Origin of the sequence: Tautonia marina (assembly GCF_009177065.1) — a bacterium.
Lineage (GTDB): Bacteria > Planctomycetota > Planctomycetia > Isosphaerales > Isosphaeraceae > Tautonia > Tautonia marina.
Genome location: NZ_WEZF01000003.1, coordinates 51,682 through 67,326, shown reverse-complemented (window position 1 = coordinate 67,326; position 15,645 = coordinate 51,682). Strand labels below are relative to the sequence as shown.

The 15,645-nt window shown below is 60.5% G+C and carries 9 protein-coding genes and 2 tRNA genes; all 11 read right to left on the bottom strand.

Annotated features, from left to right (window positions below; translation table 11 throughout):
* Positions 1 to 53 precede the first annotated feature (53 nt).
* Entirely contained in the window at positions 54 to 836 is a 783-nt protein-coding gene (locus GA615_RS04860; protein WP_152050150.1) for a hypothetical protein, read from the bottom strand.
* Positions 837 to 1,340: 504 nt separating this feature from the next.
* Positions 1,341 to 1,820 (bottom strand): QcrA and Rieske domain-containing protein, encoded by a 480-nt coding sequence (locus GA615_RS04855; protein ID WP_152050149.1) that lies wholly within the window; start codon positions 1,818 to 1,820, stop codon positions 1,341 to 1,343.
* A gap of 1,167 nt (positions 1,821 to 2,987) precedes the next feature.
* Complete coding sequence (gene ptsP / locus GA615_RS04850; RefSeq protein WP_235905090.1) at positions 2,988 to 4,769, bottom strand: phosphoenolpyruvate--protein phosphotransferase; 1,782 nt, start codon at positions 4,767 to 4,769, stop codon at positions 2,988 to 2,990.
* 128 nt (positions 4,770 to 4,897) lie between these two features.
* Positions 4,898 to 6,634, bottom strand: coding sequence for a permease (locus tag GA615_RS04845; protein ID WP_201750109.1), 1,737 nt, complete (start codon positions 6,632 to 6,634; stop codon positions 4,898 to 4,900).
* 61 nt (positions 6,635 to 6,695) lie between these two features.
* Entirely contained in the window at positions 6,696 to 7,889 is a 1,194-nt protein-coding gene (locus GA615_RS04840; RefSeq protein WP_161602177.1) for a sialidase family protein, read from the bottom strand.
* Positions 7,890 to 7,950: 61 nt separating this feature from the next.
* The gene (locus GA615_RS04835; RefSeq protein ID WP_152050147.1) at positions 7,951 to 10,686 is read right to left on the bottom strand and encodes a hypothetical protein; all 2,736 of its coding nucleotides are present in this window, start codon (positions 10,684 to 10,686) and stop codon (positions 7,951 to 7,953) included.
* A 178-nt stretch (positions 10,687 to 10,864) separates the two neighbouring features.
* Positions 10,865 to 10,937: transfer RNA gene (locus GA615_RS04830), tRNA-Met, on the bottom strand.
* Between the two features lie 91 nt (positions 10,938 to 11,028).
* Complete coding sequence (locus GA615_RS04825) at positions 11,029 to 11,727, bottom strand: class I SAM-dependent methyltransferase (RefSeq protein WP_152050146.1); 699 nt, start codon at positions 11,725 to 11,727, stop codon at positions 11,029 to 11,031.
* A 143-nt stretch (positions 11,728 to 11,870) separates the two neighbouring features.
* Positions 11,871 to 11,943: transfer RNA gene (locus GA615_RS04820), tRNA-Met, on the bottom strand.
* A gap of 116 nt (positions 11,944 to 12,059) precedes the next feature.
* Positions 12,060 to 13,370, bottom strand: coding sequence for a glycosyltransferase family 87 protein (locus GA615_RS04815; protein WP_235905089.1), 1,311 nt, complete (start codon positions 13,368 to 13,370; stop codon positions 12,060 to 12,062).
* A 161-nt stretch (positions 13,371 to 13,531) separates the two neighbouring features.
* A complete protein-coding gene (locus tag GA615_RS04810) occupies positions 13,532 to 15,280 on the bottom strand; it encodes a hypothetical protein (RefSeq protein ID WP_152050144.1) in 1,749 nt (582 codons plus the stop codon).
* Between the last annotated feature and the right edge of the window lie 365 nt (positions 15,281 to 15,645).

Below are 15,645 nucleotides of genomic sequence, written 5' to 3'. Positions count from 1 at the left end.
GAATGCCTCAAAGCCGACTTCGAACCAGACCTTCCCCTTACCTCCAGACCGACTTACTTAATCTGGCTGGGTGCGATCTTCACCGGGGCAAGTGTTGATTCCTTCCCGGAGGCGATGGTCACTTCCTGGCCTCGGGCTCCACCGGCGGTCACATATCCAACCTTCTCATGCCAGATGACAAGGTTTTGCTTGCCTGCGGGAATCCCTTCGATTTCAAAGTTGCCCTGCTCGTCCGTAATGGCGAAAAACGGGTGATCGAACACCATGACAAAGCCTTGCATCCACGGATGAATGTCGCACGCCATCGGCATCGGACGCCGCTCGGGAGAGAGAACCCGAGGCAGTTCACCGTTGGCGGGGAGCATGAAATTCAACGAGTTGCTAAAGCCTTGCAAGCGAACGTTGTGGGCGACGGGATCGCTAGACTTGAACAGAACCTGCTGCTTCTCATGCGCCGCGGCGACATGCGGGACAAACCGGCAGCCCTGCTGATCGACCACGACCTGAGGTTCAGCTTCGATCAATTGCTTGGCCAGATCGGGGTTCTCTCCCCTGGGGCGAGCCAGATAGACAATGCAATACTGAATCCCCTTGCTGGACGGATCGACGACCAGGCTTTCATCCGGAATGGGTTCCGTTGCGCAGACCTGGGCATCCTTGACGTTTTCCCCGGCCTTGACCTTCGGTTCCAGTTGGGGAAGCTGGGCTCCGTCCCACACCACCTGACCCTTCAGGGTGCCATATTGTCCCAGGGCCGCGCCCTGCAGTCCAAACGAAACAGAGAGACCAAGGCCCAGGGCAACCAGGCGGCGCGCCGTCAAGAAATTGCTTCGCATCAGGGAAAGTCCTCGCGGTAGGAAATTCAGGAGGGTACGGTCTGGCAGGAACCGAGTGATCTTATCCTAGCAGATCAACTGTCACTGCGCAACCAGTCGGAATGAGAACGCTCGATCGGAAGCGGCCTCGATCGTGGAACAACGAACGGAGTTCGTCACTCAAGTGGTTCCAGGGACTGATCCCCTTCGCCGGCGTCATTCGAAGCTGTTGTGCCCGGTTCCGGTACGACAACCGCACCCTCGAGACCCGGCTGTGGTTCCCCACAACCGACAAGGGGTGTGACGGCCAGGATCGTCAGGAACAGAATGGTCCAACGAATTCCATTGTGTGCGATTGCGGTCATGAACATGCTCCATACGTGGGCCTGGTGCCCCGGTGCTCCCAGGGAATTTGTCTGCTGAGAGAGTCCCACTCAACCTCTCTCAAGTTATTGGGGGGATGGCTCCTGCGGGGGAGAGTTCCGATTGGCCCTCGCGTGGTACTTCAATGACGGCGCGGGCGACTCACCGGAGGCTTGCCTCTCCCGAGGGGAACCGAACAAAACTCTCGGGATCGGCCCATTGGCCAAGCTCTTCTCGGAACTCCTCAGACGTATCCACAACAATTTGACCGTTTTCGGTGAGCGCGACGCGGTATCGTTCGAGTGCTCGGCGGCCCGGTCCCTTGATCGGTCGCCCCGAGATCGCGTAGTGGCTCGCACTTCCAGGGCACCGGAAGGTTTGTGTTTCCTCCGACCAGATCGCCACTTCTCCCGCACCGGGACAGGTGCCTCGAAGGGCGTAAATCGTGTCCAGTCCATCGTAAGCGGTTGAGCGGACAATCCAGAACGGCTCAGCTGCTGTGCTCACCTTCATCACAGAATTCGGCTCGAAGTTTGAGGGGAGGCCCACGTTGATCCGCTCCGGGGCATTCGAGGAAAGCTGCCGGGCGACGAGGACTCCGGTGCATCCGACCGCGACCACGAGCGCGGCGATACCGAGCACCCATCGTGCTCCACCCGTTCCCAGGATCCCAAAGCGAGGTTCACTCCGAGTCTGATCAGAAGGCGCAGTCAAACCGATCGCCGGTGAAGATGCCCTCAGAGCGGCCACTGAACCCTCCCCGGAGGTGGCGGCCCGGTTCGTTGCGACAGACCGGCTCACGACCGATCGCCGGAGCGACTCGGCCAGGCGGTGCGGTTCGGAGAGTTTTTCCGACGGAGCACGTTTCCGTTCGACCCTCTCTCCGTGCCCATCTGAAGACTTAACCCGTGCTGAGGGTTCCTCCGTGTTCTTGGCCACGGGTCGTGCTGAGTCCATCGCCGGTCGGGCTCTGGCTGCGGCGAGCTTTTCCTGAAGACTCATCGGCCTGCCTGGCGATGTCGGAGCCGATGGCTCGGTTCCCGAGGGCTCCGAGGCGGTAGGTTTCCCAGAACGACGTTCCGCTGACTTCGACTCGGACGCAGGTGAGGGTGCGGGGGGGCCCCCCTCCTCCGCCGGGCGATTGCGGGCCGCGGCAAGCTTCTCCTTGACCGACATCGGTCGTCCTCCGGCCGCAGGCCCGTCGGGGAGCGAAACCGGAGCCGATTCAGGAGCGTCCTGGCTCGTCGTTGCTGGTCGGTTGCGGGCCGCGGCGAGCTTCTCTTGCAAGGTCAGGGGACGCGGAGTTTCTGGAGTGACAGAAGCCGCCGATGCGTCGGAGCCTTCGGACGGAGAGAGGCGATCCGAAGCCACTGAGGGCAGATCGGTTCGGGGTGGTTCCTGGCCAGGAGAGGGCGCGGGGGCGTCGGAGTTTGACTCACGCTCGGGAGGTGCCGGCCGCGCAGCTCGAACGGCTGCAAGGATTTCCTGGACGTTTGGTCGATTGGCCATTCGGAGACGCCCCGTGCTTCAAGACACGCGCTGCAGGATCGAAGATCATCAAGGAGCACTACGCGGCAACGCGTCCCAGACGTTCGCTCTGCCTGTGACAGAGACGACGCTCAACTTCGTCTGAAACCACGGCCGGCAAGGAGGGAATCGCAAGCGGATGGCGTCTCAAGGACTGCCTCCGCCGATTGGTGTCATGACTTCGGCTGCAAGCGTAACACTCCGTCGATTGCAACGCAATCGAACCCGGCGAACCAACGCCGTCACATCGGCCCCACTCCCTCGAACCGACTGGAGATGGGTCTAGGTGAAGTCGAACAGTTCCAGATCTCTCGAAATTTCATGAAGTCGATCGGTCAAATAGCGTCGAATTTGTTCGCGCGTTTTAAGCTGTAACACCTGATGTGCAAACCGTTCCGCTTGCGGAGTGGACACCGAGGAGAGTAACGCCTTGATCGTTGGCACGAAGGCCGGGCTCATACTGAATCGTCTGAGCCCCAACCCCAGCAGAACCAGAACCGACCGAGGTTGACCGGCCATCTCGCCGCAGAGCGTCGCGGGGGTTCCCGTCCGTCGGCAGGCATCGAAGATCATTCGAAGCATGCGCAAGACGGCAGGGCTGAGCGGATCGCACAGGTGAGCAACCTTGGGGTTATCTCGATCCGCCGCCACAAGGTACTGGATCAGGTCATTCGAACCAATTGAGATGAAGTCGGTTTCCTGCAGCATGGCATCAATACACATGGCCGCCGCGGGAACCTCGATCATCACTCCGGTCTTTACGTCTTCTCCAAAAGGAATTCCAGCGCGTTTTAGGTTTCGTCGTGCCTCATCGACCAGCCGGTTTACGTGCTGCAATTCCTCCAGGGTCGTGATCATCGGAAAGAGGATGCTGACCTTCCCGTGCAAGGCCGCTCGGAGGATCGCTCGAATCTGAACCTCGAAAAATTTCGGATGTTCAAACGAAAGCCGAATCGAGCGCCACCCCATGAATGGGTTCGCCTCGTGCTGCCGCCCGAGATAAGGAACCGTTTTATCGCCACCGAGGTCGAGGGTTCGGATCGTGGCCGTGCGATCGGGAGCGGCTTCGATCACGCGACGGTAATTCTCGTATTGCTCGTCCTCGTCCGGCACGTCCGGATGCGTCAAAAAGAGGTACTCGGTTCGATACAGACCAACCCCCGAAGCACCCACCGCCGAGGCCGTGGTAGCATCGGCAACCGTATTGACGTTGGCCAGGAGCTCGATCAGCGTGCCGTCAGAAAGGCAGGCGGGTTGATCACGATTAATGACCAGCCGATCCTTCAACTCGAAGAAATCGCGCTGCATCTTGCGGTAGGCGGCCAGGGTTTCCGGATCAGGCCGAAGCACCACAATGCCATCTCGGCCGTCGACAACGATCGGATCCCCGGTTTTGGCCTGGCCAATAATCCCGGCTGCACCGGAAACGGCGGGGATGCCTCGGCTGCGAGACAGGATCGCGGCATGGCTCGTGCCTCCGCCCACTTCGGTCACGATTCCGTGAATCGGCATTTCACCGAGGCTGATCGCCTGGCTCGGCAAGATTTCATGAGTCACCAGAACGATCGGTTCCTCATGACCGAGCAAGTCAATCGCTGCCGAAGTGCTCGAACTTACGTTCAGATGCGCCGTGATCCTTGCGAAGACATCTCGCAGATCGGTCATGCGCTCCTGAAACAGCTCCTGACCACTCCTCGCGAAGATCGAGGCATACTCTTTCAAAACCGACTGCAAGGCCGACGACGCCGTCAATCGGGATCCACAAATTCCCTCGTGCACCTTGGCAACCAGCGAGGGATCACGCACCATCTGGTAGTGCGACCGAAAGATGTCGGCCTCGTCACTCCCGAGTTGCTGGGCAACCTTGGCAACCATGCCTTCCAGCTCTTCCGACGCCTGTTTCAAGGCATGATCAAATCGGGCGAGTTCGTCGGGAATGTCGGATTCGTCAGCCAGTCGCTGGACCTCGGATTGCCCCATCGGGCCTTCCAGGCAGTACGCGACCCCGACCACAACGCCCGGGCTGACCGCAATTCCTTTGTACATCAGATCACCGACAAGCATGCCAGGCGATTCCGATCAGTGGTTTTCGTGGTCAGAAGGCTCTCGACCATCGAATCCACCATCTGGGGCGAACGCGTCTGGAATCGCAATGACTCCATTGTGTCGGAAAAACGTCAGTGGGGCGAGTCTTACTCACTCGAAATCCCGATCGGTTCCGGTTTCTTTGGTCCGGTTGGTTCGAGCAGGTCATGCGGATCTTCTGTCTCCGGGGGGCGCCCGAACCGACCGATCGCGGCCAAAACCAGAGCGATCCCCGCGTAAGCCCCTGCCCAGTGGTAGGGTGTTTGCATTCGAGAGGCCTCGTACCGTTCTTGCAGCTTCATTTCATCGATTGCCTGGTTCGGGAGCATCACCTTTTCGGAGACCAGAGGGGAGTGAATCACCCCGAACAGCGACAGAACTCCCGCGATCAGGAACGTCAAGGAAGCCGACCGCAGCCGCCCGTCGATGAGTCGGGCCAGTGCCGTGGCCCACAACAGGCTTGTCAAGATGAATCCTCCCGCCAGCATCGACACGGTGCCGATCGTTTGTCGGGCCGACTCTTTCAAGGAACCGAAACTGAGACCAGCCTCAGCAAGGGCCGGATCGAAGAGCACGTCCTTGAGCAGCAAGTTGACCAGATACGCCAGTGCCGGCACAACTGCCAGTGCCAACGCCGGATAATGACGTTTCGGTGTGGCGATAAACGACTGTGCGGTAATCTCCAGCCCGATAAAGATCAGGATCGGTGCAACCACTACTTCCGGCAGGAGCCGGAAAATCCAAACGAAATAGCCGAGCATCCCGGCTCCGCCAATAAACAAGGCCGTGGCCAGCGTGTAGGCCGCTCGTCCTCCCATCGCCTTGTACGCGGGATGGCCGATGTACGGCGTCGTCTGGATCACCCCTCCAAACCCGCCCGCCAGCAGGGTCGCGAGCCCTTCGACAAAGATGATCTGTCCGGTCGGATAGTCATCCCCCGCGGCTGCCGCGCTCTCGGTGCAGTCAATCCCTCCGACGACCGTCGCCAGCGCAAGAGGCAAGGCGATGGCCAGGTAGTTAAATGCCTCCGCCCAATTCGACTGGAACCAGGTCCACCAGGCTCCCATCGGCAGTGGTAACCCGGCGGCGATTGCAGGGAACGTCTCACCGGAACCACCGAGCGGGGTCGGGAGTCCAAACAAACCCTCCGCCAACCGCATTCCGTAATAAACGACACAGCCGACTAGCACCGCCCCCAACGCCCCCGGAACATTCCACGGTAATCGCCATCGGGCTGTCAGCGAAACCAGAATAACCGCCAGTGCCAGCAGTCCCGGGATCGGATCACCCAGAATCTTCAGCAAGGGTAAAAAGCTGATGACCACCAGGGCAATCGCCATCAACGATCCCAGCAGGCCGGCCCTCGGCACAACCCGACGAATCCAGCCGCTCATCGGTGCACAGAGTGACTTGAACAGCCCCGAGGCCAGCAGCATGCTGATGCCGATGAACCAGGCGTGTTCCGCCGCCTCGGTCAATTCCATCCCTCGATCCCGAGCGATCAGAAATGCCGGCCCGACGACCAGCAAACTCGTGCCAAAGATGCTCGGCGTGTCGAGTCCCAGCGGCATCGCCGTCACGTCCGATCGACCTGTCCGACGCGCCAGCCGGAAGGCCATCGCGGTGAACACCAGATCGCCGACAAGCACCCCCAGAGCGGTACCGGGAATCATCCGCGTCAGCACGAATTCGGTGGGGAAGCCGAACACACCCACCAGGAGCGAGGTCGTGATGATCAGGCCACTGACATTATCCAGCATGAGACCGAAGAAGGCGTTGACGTCTCCTCGAGTCGCCCACTCGTAACCTCGGCCCTCTCGACTCGGCGCGGCGGCATCGTCCACTGGGTTCGGTCTCCATGCACGGGAATGATCCGAGATGTCCTGAATTCGCGAAGGTCAGCGATCAAGGCGAGGTCTGGGGGGCATCCCCTTCCATGACCCACGCTTCGTTCAATTTCGCATGCACAATCGTCGACCCTTCCGGTCGTCGACCGTGCGTGTAGCTGACGTGGATAGAACCGTCTCGCGCCTGTAACACCGTCGGATAGTGAAACGCCTGCGTTTCGTCCGGATCCACGGCGAGATGTCGCACGTGGGACCAGGTTTTCCCTTCGTCGTCGGACAGCGCGATGGCCAGCGAGTGTCTTCCCTTGACCGTATCGTTAAAGACGAGCGCCCAGCGTCCACTTTCGAGCCGGATCGCATCAACGCTCGTACCGGGGTTGGGAATGTTGGATCGCTCCACCGGCGACCACGTTTCGCCGTCGTCCCGCGACTCACTTACGCAGACCGATTCACCCGGACCGTTGTTTCTCATGTAGGCCACAATGGTCCCGTCCTCTCGTCGGACGAGTGCCGGCTGAATGTTGCCGTAGCCGATCATGGGCGAACTGAACCGCCACGATCCGCCGTTGTCGTCACTGATCGCCACGATCGAGGCCGAGAACGTGTCGGTATACAGGGGCAGCAGCCAACGTCCGGTCGGCAGCACCAGGGGCCGCACGCGAGGCATCCACCCGAGCCGTTGATACAGTTCGTCGTCGGCCCGCTCGTTCATCAGCGCGACCAGTTCAGGCTTGACCTGGAGCCCCAACTCGTCGATCCGAGCCATCGCGGCCTGATAGGCCTCGCCGAAGCCGGTCGGAGTGACATGCAGCACCCCACTCTTCGACCACGAGGGCGGTCCTTCCCCTTCACTTCGATCGCTCACATGGTACTTCAGCAAGGCTCCTTCCCAGTGATGATCAAGGATTGTCGGGTAAAAGAGCCAGAGGGAGCCATCCGGAGGGACAAACGCCACGGGATTGCAATCGGGATAATCCGGCGTGTCGGCCATCACGAATCGAGGAGCCCAGGACGCGGCGCCGACCGGCTTGCGGGCCCCATAAATCTGCACGTCGTCGGCCTTCCGTTCACCTGACCCGCGATACCAGGTCACCAGCAAACTGCCGTCGGCGCATTCCACAATGCAGGAGGAGTGGTTGTGGAGTTGCTCCGGAGGAAAAACCTCCTGAAGCTCCAGAAACGGTTCGTCTGCTCCCGTCGTCGAGGCGATCCCTCCCATCAGGGCCATCGCCAGCAAGAGTCGTCGATTCATGGCACGTTGTGTCTCGCCGGGTTGAAGTTCGACCGGCGATCCGTGCCAGAGCAGGCAACGATCACTTTCCGGTCGGTTCATAGCGCCGATCGTTCACCGTTCCGACGAGAATTCGCATCGGATTCGGGACCGATTCCCCTCGAGCATCGAGGGCCTGATTGCTCCCGGTCTTCAAGATCAGCTCACCTGGATCGAGTGAGGGGACCTGGCCGACCGTCAGGGCAACCCGATCATTCCCGGAACCACGAGGCGCGGCTCCAGTCCACCGAAATGTATTACCCAAGACCGAGCCCGTGAGATAGACCCGACCCCGGTTCGTTTTGTGTTGTGGACCGTGAGAGACGGCCATCAACCCTCCCAGAGCCGAGTCGGTCACGGTGTTCGACTCGACCGTCAGATCAAACTGCGGGGTACGCGACCACGCATAATGAAACGGGGAATTGGTCGCGTACGCCGACAGTCGAAACGCATTGCCTCCACCCAGCAACGCGTTGTCGATGAGCCTCGTTCCGTAGTGATTTCCGGTCAAGACGACCGGGTGGCCCTCGGAACTTCCCCGGCAATCAATCGTATTCCCTTCGATCGAGGTTTCGACGAACCCGAGTGTGACCGAGACGTCATAATCCCCCGCCGGAAGCGGCCGATCAACGAGCATCACCCCTCGGTCGAGGATCTGCTCGATCACGGCCCACCGTCCGGCGTCGGGACCTGAAAGCACGGCGACGACTTCCCCCACCTCGGGATGCTTCCCCTGCGGCTCCGGAATTGCCAGCACTCGGCCGTCGTCCGACACCCCCGCGTGACGACCTTCGAAGCGGATCTGATACGATTCCGTCAACAGGATCTCCGGCGCGTTCGGATGCGGGCGTTCGTCATCGTCCATCGGACCGACACCGACCACCGTGTTCTTCCGAACCGCGACCCGATGCCCCCGATCCACCAGGACGACAAACCGATACAGCTTGCCCGATGCCGGTTCCGGACGGACCTCGTTCTCGACGATCTCAATCTCCCGAATCTCCCGACCCGAGAGGAACGACCCGGCAAACGTCTTCGGCTGTGTTCCCCGGTGCCGGTTCCTTGCGACTCGCCAGGGACCGTTAAAGATCATGATCGGCCCACCCTTCAACGTGCAGCCTTCGATCACACCGGAGTCCGTATCGAGGAACCTCAGGCAATTTGGCGCCTCTTCCCAGTCACTTCCCGCCACGGGAGCTTCCAGGTCGAGCCCCCTGGCTTCGACATGCACCGGTCCTCCCGGCCTCTTCCCGAGATTCGGAACACCAAGAATCGCCGCGCCCCAGGCCGCCTGCGGATGCCATCGCACCGGGCCGTCGAACCGAATTCGAAGTCCCGAGAATGTCGAGCGACCGGGCGATCGAATCGCGATTGCTTCAGCCCAGGGTTCGACACCGGGACGCTGCCGGAACCGAATCTCAGCCCCTGGCTCCCCGATCAAGGCCGTCGGCTCCAGCAGGTCGAGCGGCCGATCCAGCTCGTAGATTCCTGACGAAAGGCGAATCGTCCCCCCTCGAGCGACGACCGCCGCCAGGTCATCTCCGGGCCGAACGCGGGTCTCTCGGACCGAGGGGTCGGCAAAGCGTCGGAGCGGATCACACGACTCTCCCGAAAACCGGATCAATGACGACCGGCCATCCGCCTCGATCAACCTCAGGGTCATCTCCTCCCCGGCCAGGTCTCGGTACGGAACAAACGAGAAGAGCACGGAGCCCGGCCGCGATCCCTCTCGCACGTCCAGCCTCCTGCGTCGTTCTCCCACGAACGGCATCCCAGACGATCCGCGCGTCCCTGATCCCTCAAAGACCCACGCCCCGGTCACGCCATCGCTCAGGACTGCCGCTCGCAGGTTTCGCGTTCTGATTCGATCGACGGCGAGCGTCACGGCACCCGGACCCAGTGGGCCGCGGTCGTCCTGCCCAATCCATCGGACCGGGGTCGGGTCTGAGGTGATCTTCGGGAGCGGTTCCCGGGTAACGGCTCGATCCAATGGGGCCGAACCTGCCACCAAAATCACCCGATCCCGAGTCCCATTGGTGTACGAGAGGTCGATCCGAAGGCGTTTCCCTTCGAGGCCCGGCGCAGGACTCAGGTACAGTGCGCCTCGGGACCGATCATCCGACGATCGGATGAACAAGGCGTCGTGGTTCCCCTCCGGATTGGGTCCGAACGTCCAGGAAGGGCCGTTTTCGGCGAGGAGTGTCAGTTCCCGCACCTCTGGGTCTGGTGCGAGACGGGCCAGTTCGATCTTCGCGTCCTCGAATCCATCAGGTCCGACCGAGGGGCCGGGGCTCACCAGATCGGTTCCATCTGGCCCGACCCATCGGGCGGCGAGTTGAACCTCAGGCATCCGCGCGAGCAGGTCAGCACGTCCCCCCTGAACGCTCCTCGATAAACGCTGGCCCCCTTCCAGCTCAATCTCGATGTCGAACTTGCGCCCTGTTTCGTCATGGCTCGGCTCAACCGAAACCAGAGCACGAGGAGAGCCCGGCTCCCGATGCAGATCGGCCGCCCAGTGTCCCCCGCTTTCGGGATAGCCCCAGATATCTCGGCCGTAGCCGCGAAGCGTCAGGCTCTTGATCGCTTGCTGGGCTGGGAGACCGTTGAGTTCGAACACCAGGTCCTGCACCCCGTTGGGTCCGGGTGTGCTGGACCTTGAGACGCGATCGCTTCCCACCTGTCCCAGCCAACGCAACGTTGGCTGAGATGGCTGGCCCAATGCTCCCGTCCCGGTCGTCAGAGCGATGAGGAAGCACCATGCCGGAATCGTTGCCTTCACCGATTGCCTCCTCCCCAATCCTTCGGGCGCAATCTCGACTGCCAGCCGATCACGGGAGCGGATCAGCGAGCGATCAGGGAGCCTACGAGAAGACCATTTCTGACACAAGCGCAAACAAAACGCCAGGCGGAACCCGGTCATCATCCGGGTTCCGCCTGGCGTGATTTGCTTCGTCAAGTTGCACCGGTAGGAATCGAACCTACGACCTCCAGGTTATGAGCCTGGCGAGCTAACCGCTGCTCCACGGTGCAAGGAAGATCGTATCAAAGCCACTCCGGATTGCAAGACGCTGACGCTGATTCCTGCGAAATCTTCTGAAAAATTCGAGCCGGCGCGTATCCATCATGATGTCTTCAGCTCCTGTTCCCTTGGCGCCGGAGCGGAACTCGACGACTTCTGCAAGAGTACGACGTCGGGGCCGACGATCTCCAGCGTTGCGGACCAGTGTCGGGCGAGCCAGACGAACGTCTGCTCCGAGAAAAAGATGACATGCGTGGGATCGTTCTTGTAGTGCCAGGTCGTGAAGGCTTGAAGATCCCAAACGCGTTTGGTCATGATCCCCAGCCAGCCCCCAGGCTTCAGAATCTGCCAAATTCGTTCCAGTTCCGCGCGTGGCGACTGTAGATGTTCCACGACCTCGCTTGCGGCCACAAAGTCATACGAGTGGTTCCAGACCTGGTGGTCGGGCGCGTAGATCGGGTCATAATTCCGTGTCGGAAATCCAGACTCAGTCAACATCTGCGCGAGGGTTGGTCCGGGCCCACTGCCGAAATCGAGTCCTGAAGCCCCTGGCGAAAGCCGTTGGATCAATGGCACCGAGAGACGGCTCAGGAATCGCCGGTAGGCAACATCGGCTGGGTCGTTCTGATGAAGATCGTAGTAAGCTTTTTCGTCCTCGACGGAGAGAAACGACTCAGGCAGAACAAACACCAACCCACACTCACCACATCGAAGGTATTCGCGGACTCGATCCTGATGAAACGGTTCCAGTCGGATTCCGTCACAAAGCGGGCAGAGGCGATCACGACGGAGATGCGTCATTCCGGATCGCTCGATCTCGGATTGCAGGAAACGCGGAGACAACCGACCGGCTGGGACCGTGGCCTCGGAACCAACAGAAAACGCCAACCCGCAGAGGTTGGCGTTTCACATGATCAAACAGACGTTTCGTAAGCTTTGAAAAATTGCGGCGGTAGGAATCGAACCTACGACCTCCAGGTTATGAGCCTGGCGAGCTAACCGCTGCTCCACGCCGCACGAAGATTGTACCAAAACGAGCCCAGGAGTCAAACCAATGATCTGGAATTGACGCCTGAGCCCGGTTTTTCGGCGTGATGAGGCAGTTCTCGATCAGATTCGAATGGGACTCGATCCTAGCGATTCCGCCCAGGGGTCACCGACATCGACGATTTCACGGCGTGGGGCGCCTTGATCGTCCGTGCCGTTGCGTCAGCCGCCTTGTCTGCTCTCAAGGCCTCACGCGTCTCAAAGCGCAGGACCATCGCCGTCCCCGCGTACAGGACCACGCCGGACCAGAAGAACATGCCATAGAACAACGCCAGTTTATGCCCTGTTCCATTGGCAAAAAGACCTCCCACCTCACTTGACGTGGTGAGCATGAGCAAGGAGGAAAGGGCAAGACACCCACCCACCAAGAACCTCAGAGTGCGAGGAAGCGGGTAGGCCCAGAGTCGAAAGATCAAGTACGTATAGGGCAAAAGCACCGTCACGTAATGATGTTTCCAGCTTCGCTCCGAAACGATGAGCATGGTCAGGACCACCAGGCTGAACTCGCCGAGAAAACGGATATTGTCTCGGCGGTTCGTATCGGTCCGACACAACATCGCCAGCAAACCGACCATGCCGATCGAGAGCGCCTTGATGCCGTAGACCACGAGATCCGGATTGAGTGAGAAGAAATTCCGGCCCGAGTACAACGGAACATATCGCCCGTCTCCCGTGGCCTCCTGCTCGGTGAAATATCGCATGATCACGCCAGCCATTGACTGGTTGATCTCGTGATCTCCCACTTCATGATCGACCACGAACGGGCGTAGCATTCGGTGCCACCACATCTGCAGGCATTCCCCGTTGAACTCAGGGCCGAGAATGAGACTCGGCACAATCAACAGGAACAGGCCCAGTCCGAGGAAGGTGGCACCCACCAGACGCCAGGATCGCTTGTAGAGGAAGTAAGGAACAAACAACGCCGGCGTGACCTTGTACGCAATCGAGAGTGCCAGCGAGAGCCCCGCGAGCACGTCGTATCCCTTGCGCCACGCATAGAGCGCAGAGACGATCAGGAACAGGATCACCAGGTTATTATTCCCATGGTGAAGATCGCTGAGGATTGGTCGGAAACTCAGCAAGATCACTAGGAACAAGGCCCACCCCGGGATGCGTCGGGGGTCTTCCTTGGTCCGAGCCATCCTCAGGCAAAAGACGATCGAAAGAACCGCCAGCCCCGCCTTGAGATAGTACCAGACCATTGAGGCCGCGAGCGGAGGCATGCTCGTCAAGGGATACAGAGTCAGTGGAAAGATCGGAGGATTTGGGAACATGTATTTGTCCCAGATGTTCACTCCGTCTTGCAACTGTTCCACCTGATGCAGCCATCGAATAATGGCACTTCGCTCCTCGGCCGCTTTCAAGGAATAAATTCCCGAAGCAACCAGAAACGTCACGACCAACGCGATCCAGACGACGGACCGGACCCTGCGAGAGGAGCCGGGGAAAGTTTCCCCCGATGTTGGCTCGGGCGGCACGGCGGACTCCTTCCTTGGAGAGGGCCTCAGGCGTCAAGCGGCCCGATCCGTCGGGCGTCGGACGTTCCAGCGGCCCACAATCAAGGGAACGCATTCCATTCGATGGTCAGCGGCCCTTCGGGTCGAATCACTCCGATGAATGGCACGGGATCGCCCGGCTCCTCGACCTCGCGAAGCAGCCCCGGAGGATCACTCCGGAGCCCTGGAACGGAGTGATACCGCAGCACGATCATCCCGTCAACGTCAACGGCGACCGGCTCCACTTCGAGCTTTCCGGCCTCCGCAATCACGCGGGCTTCGCCTCGAATGGCGTCGCCTTCAAACCCCTTCACTTTCGCAATCAGCCAGGTTCCCAGATCCGCGACAATCTCGACCAGATCAGGATGGGATCGGCAAAATTCCTGCGAGGTAGCCGACCAGCAAACGATCCCCTCCGGGCCGTAGAGGCGGCTGAATTGCTCAAACTCCTCGCGTCCCCAGGCTTCCAGGCCGCACAACTTGCCCATGCCGAATTGCGTGAAGTTCTCCCGCACCGGGACGTTCAGGAACGGACCTCCGATGACCTCAACCCGTGCCAGGCTTGGCAATAATCCCCCGTAACGATGCCCGCCGAACGGGTCAGTCAGATCACCTCGCTGTTCCCCCCCCTCCTCATAATAAATACGGTCGCCGGGTTCGAAATGAGTTTGAATCTGGTCCAGAAGCCAGGTCAGTTCGGGCGTCGGACGACTCGAAAGAAATGGTGCTTTTCCCGTTGGTCCAAACCAACGAACACGAGGAAGTTCCCCCGCTTGCCAGACCAACTCCGGGACCGGTTCCCGCCCCGTTCGGTATCCGATGTTCTGGATCATCGAGGGAACGAAGACGCGGATCGACACCAGAACCGTCGCCACGAGAAACCACCGACCCAGACGAATCGACGTTCGGCTCAGTTGGCGTCTCAAGGCGGACCAACCCAGCCCGCTCGCGACCGCCGCCGCGGAATACACCGCGTACGTGTTCCGACCAGGCTGGAGGAAGTTGAACGCGGGAAACCAGCCGGCGAAATAGCCCCAGAACAGGCCCATCACGAGAAAGGCCCCAAGCCCCATCGTCTGCAAGGGGCATCGTTTGCGCAAGGCCGCCAGGCCCAGCAACGCTCCACCGAGCAGGATGATCTGGATCGGAGGCTGAGCCGGGACATCCAGACCGAAAACCTGAGCAATCCGGCTGAAGACCGGCTCCGGGTGCGAGAAGAAATCTGCGCCGTCCGGGTCACGGGTTCCCCGGAGCATGATTCCCGGGAGCCACCAGAACGCATTGATCGCCAGCACCGCGAGCGGAATGAGCAGCAACCCCAGATGCCTCCCAATCGGGAGGCGTTCTCCTGACCGGCGACTCGATCCGACCGCCGCGGCATAGGCCGCCAGCACCGCCGGTCCGACCGTCTGCGCGGCCAGAGGATGCACAAAGATCAACATCCCCGAGCCGACCGTCGCGAGAACCCAGCGTACGAATCCGCCGCCTCGCAGAAATCGCACCACCAGCGCGAGGACCACCAATCCCAACGGGATCACCAGCAAGAACGCCAGCATCCCAAATCCTGCATATTCCAGCGGGAAGTCGGTCCAGAGATAAACCAGGAAGGCGATCGTGCCCGCAACGACCGCGTCGAATCCCCCCCCGACCAGTCGGATCGTCAGCGCGATTAGCCACGGAAGGATGACCATGATGGTCAGCACCAGCATCTTGTACGTCTGCGCCGGTCGATCGCGCCCGAACACGGCAATGACGCCTTCGATCATCGTCCCGGACGGGTCCGAAACGATGCTCTTCGCATATCCGGACATGAAGTACGGATCGTAACCGGCCGTCGTCCCGTTTTGGACGAAAAAGGACCGTGTGACCAACGCATTGTGGTAATGCATCGGGTGGTCGTGCCACGCCAGAGGCCATCGACTCGAAACCTCTGACCATCCCCCCAAGCACGCGAAACTCAGCAGTGCATGAGCGATGAGCACCCCGAGAAACACAACCAGGCGCAGGAGTCGGCCCCAGCGCGTTACCGCTCGAGAATGGTGGGGAACGACCAGATGAGGGTGAGAGAATGCCTCCTCCAGGGAAGCGCCCTCCGAAACCTCAGTCGCGTTCCGAGGCGATCGATCGTCAGGGGGAGGCTCGGCCAGCGGATAACCATCCATCGCGAGAGTCTTCT

Coding starts and splice junctions, on each gene's coding strand:
- GA615_RS04860 (WP_152050150.1), bottom strand. CDS start 836: ATGCGAAGCAATTTCTTGACGGCGCGCCGCCTGGTTGCCCTGGGCCTT.
- ptsP (WP_235905090.1), bottom strand. CDS start 4,769: ATGCTTGTCGGTGATCTGATGTACAAAGGAATTGCGGTCAGCCCGGGC.
- GA615_RS04840 (WP_161602177.1), bottom strand. CDS start 7,889: ATGAATCGACGACTCTTGCTGGCGATGGCCCTGATGGGAGGGATCGCC.
- GA615_RS04825 (WP_152050146.1), bottom strand. CDS start 11,727: ATGACGCATCTCCGTCGTGATCGCCTCTGCCCGCTTTGTGACGGAATC.
- GA615_RS04810 (WP_152050144.1), bottom strand. CDS start 15,280: ATGTCCGGATATGCGAAGAGCATCGTTTCGGACCCGTCCGGGACGATG.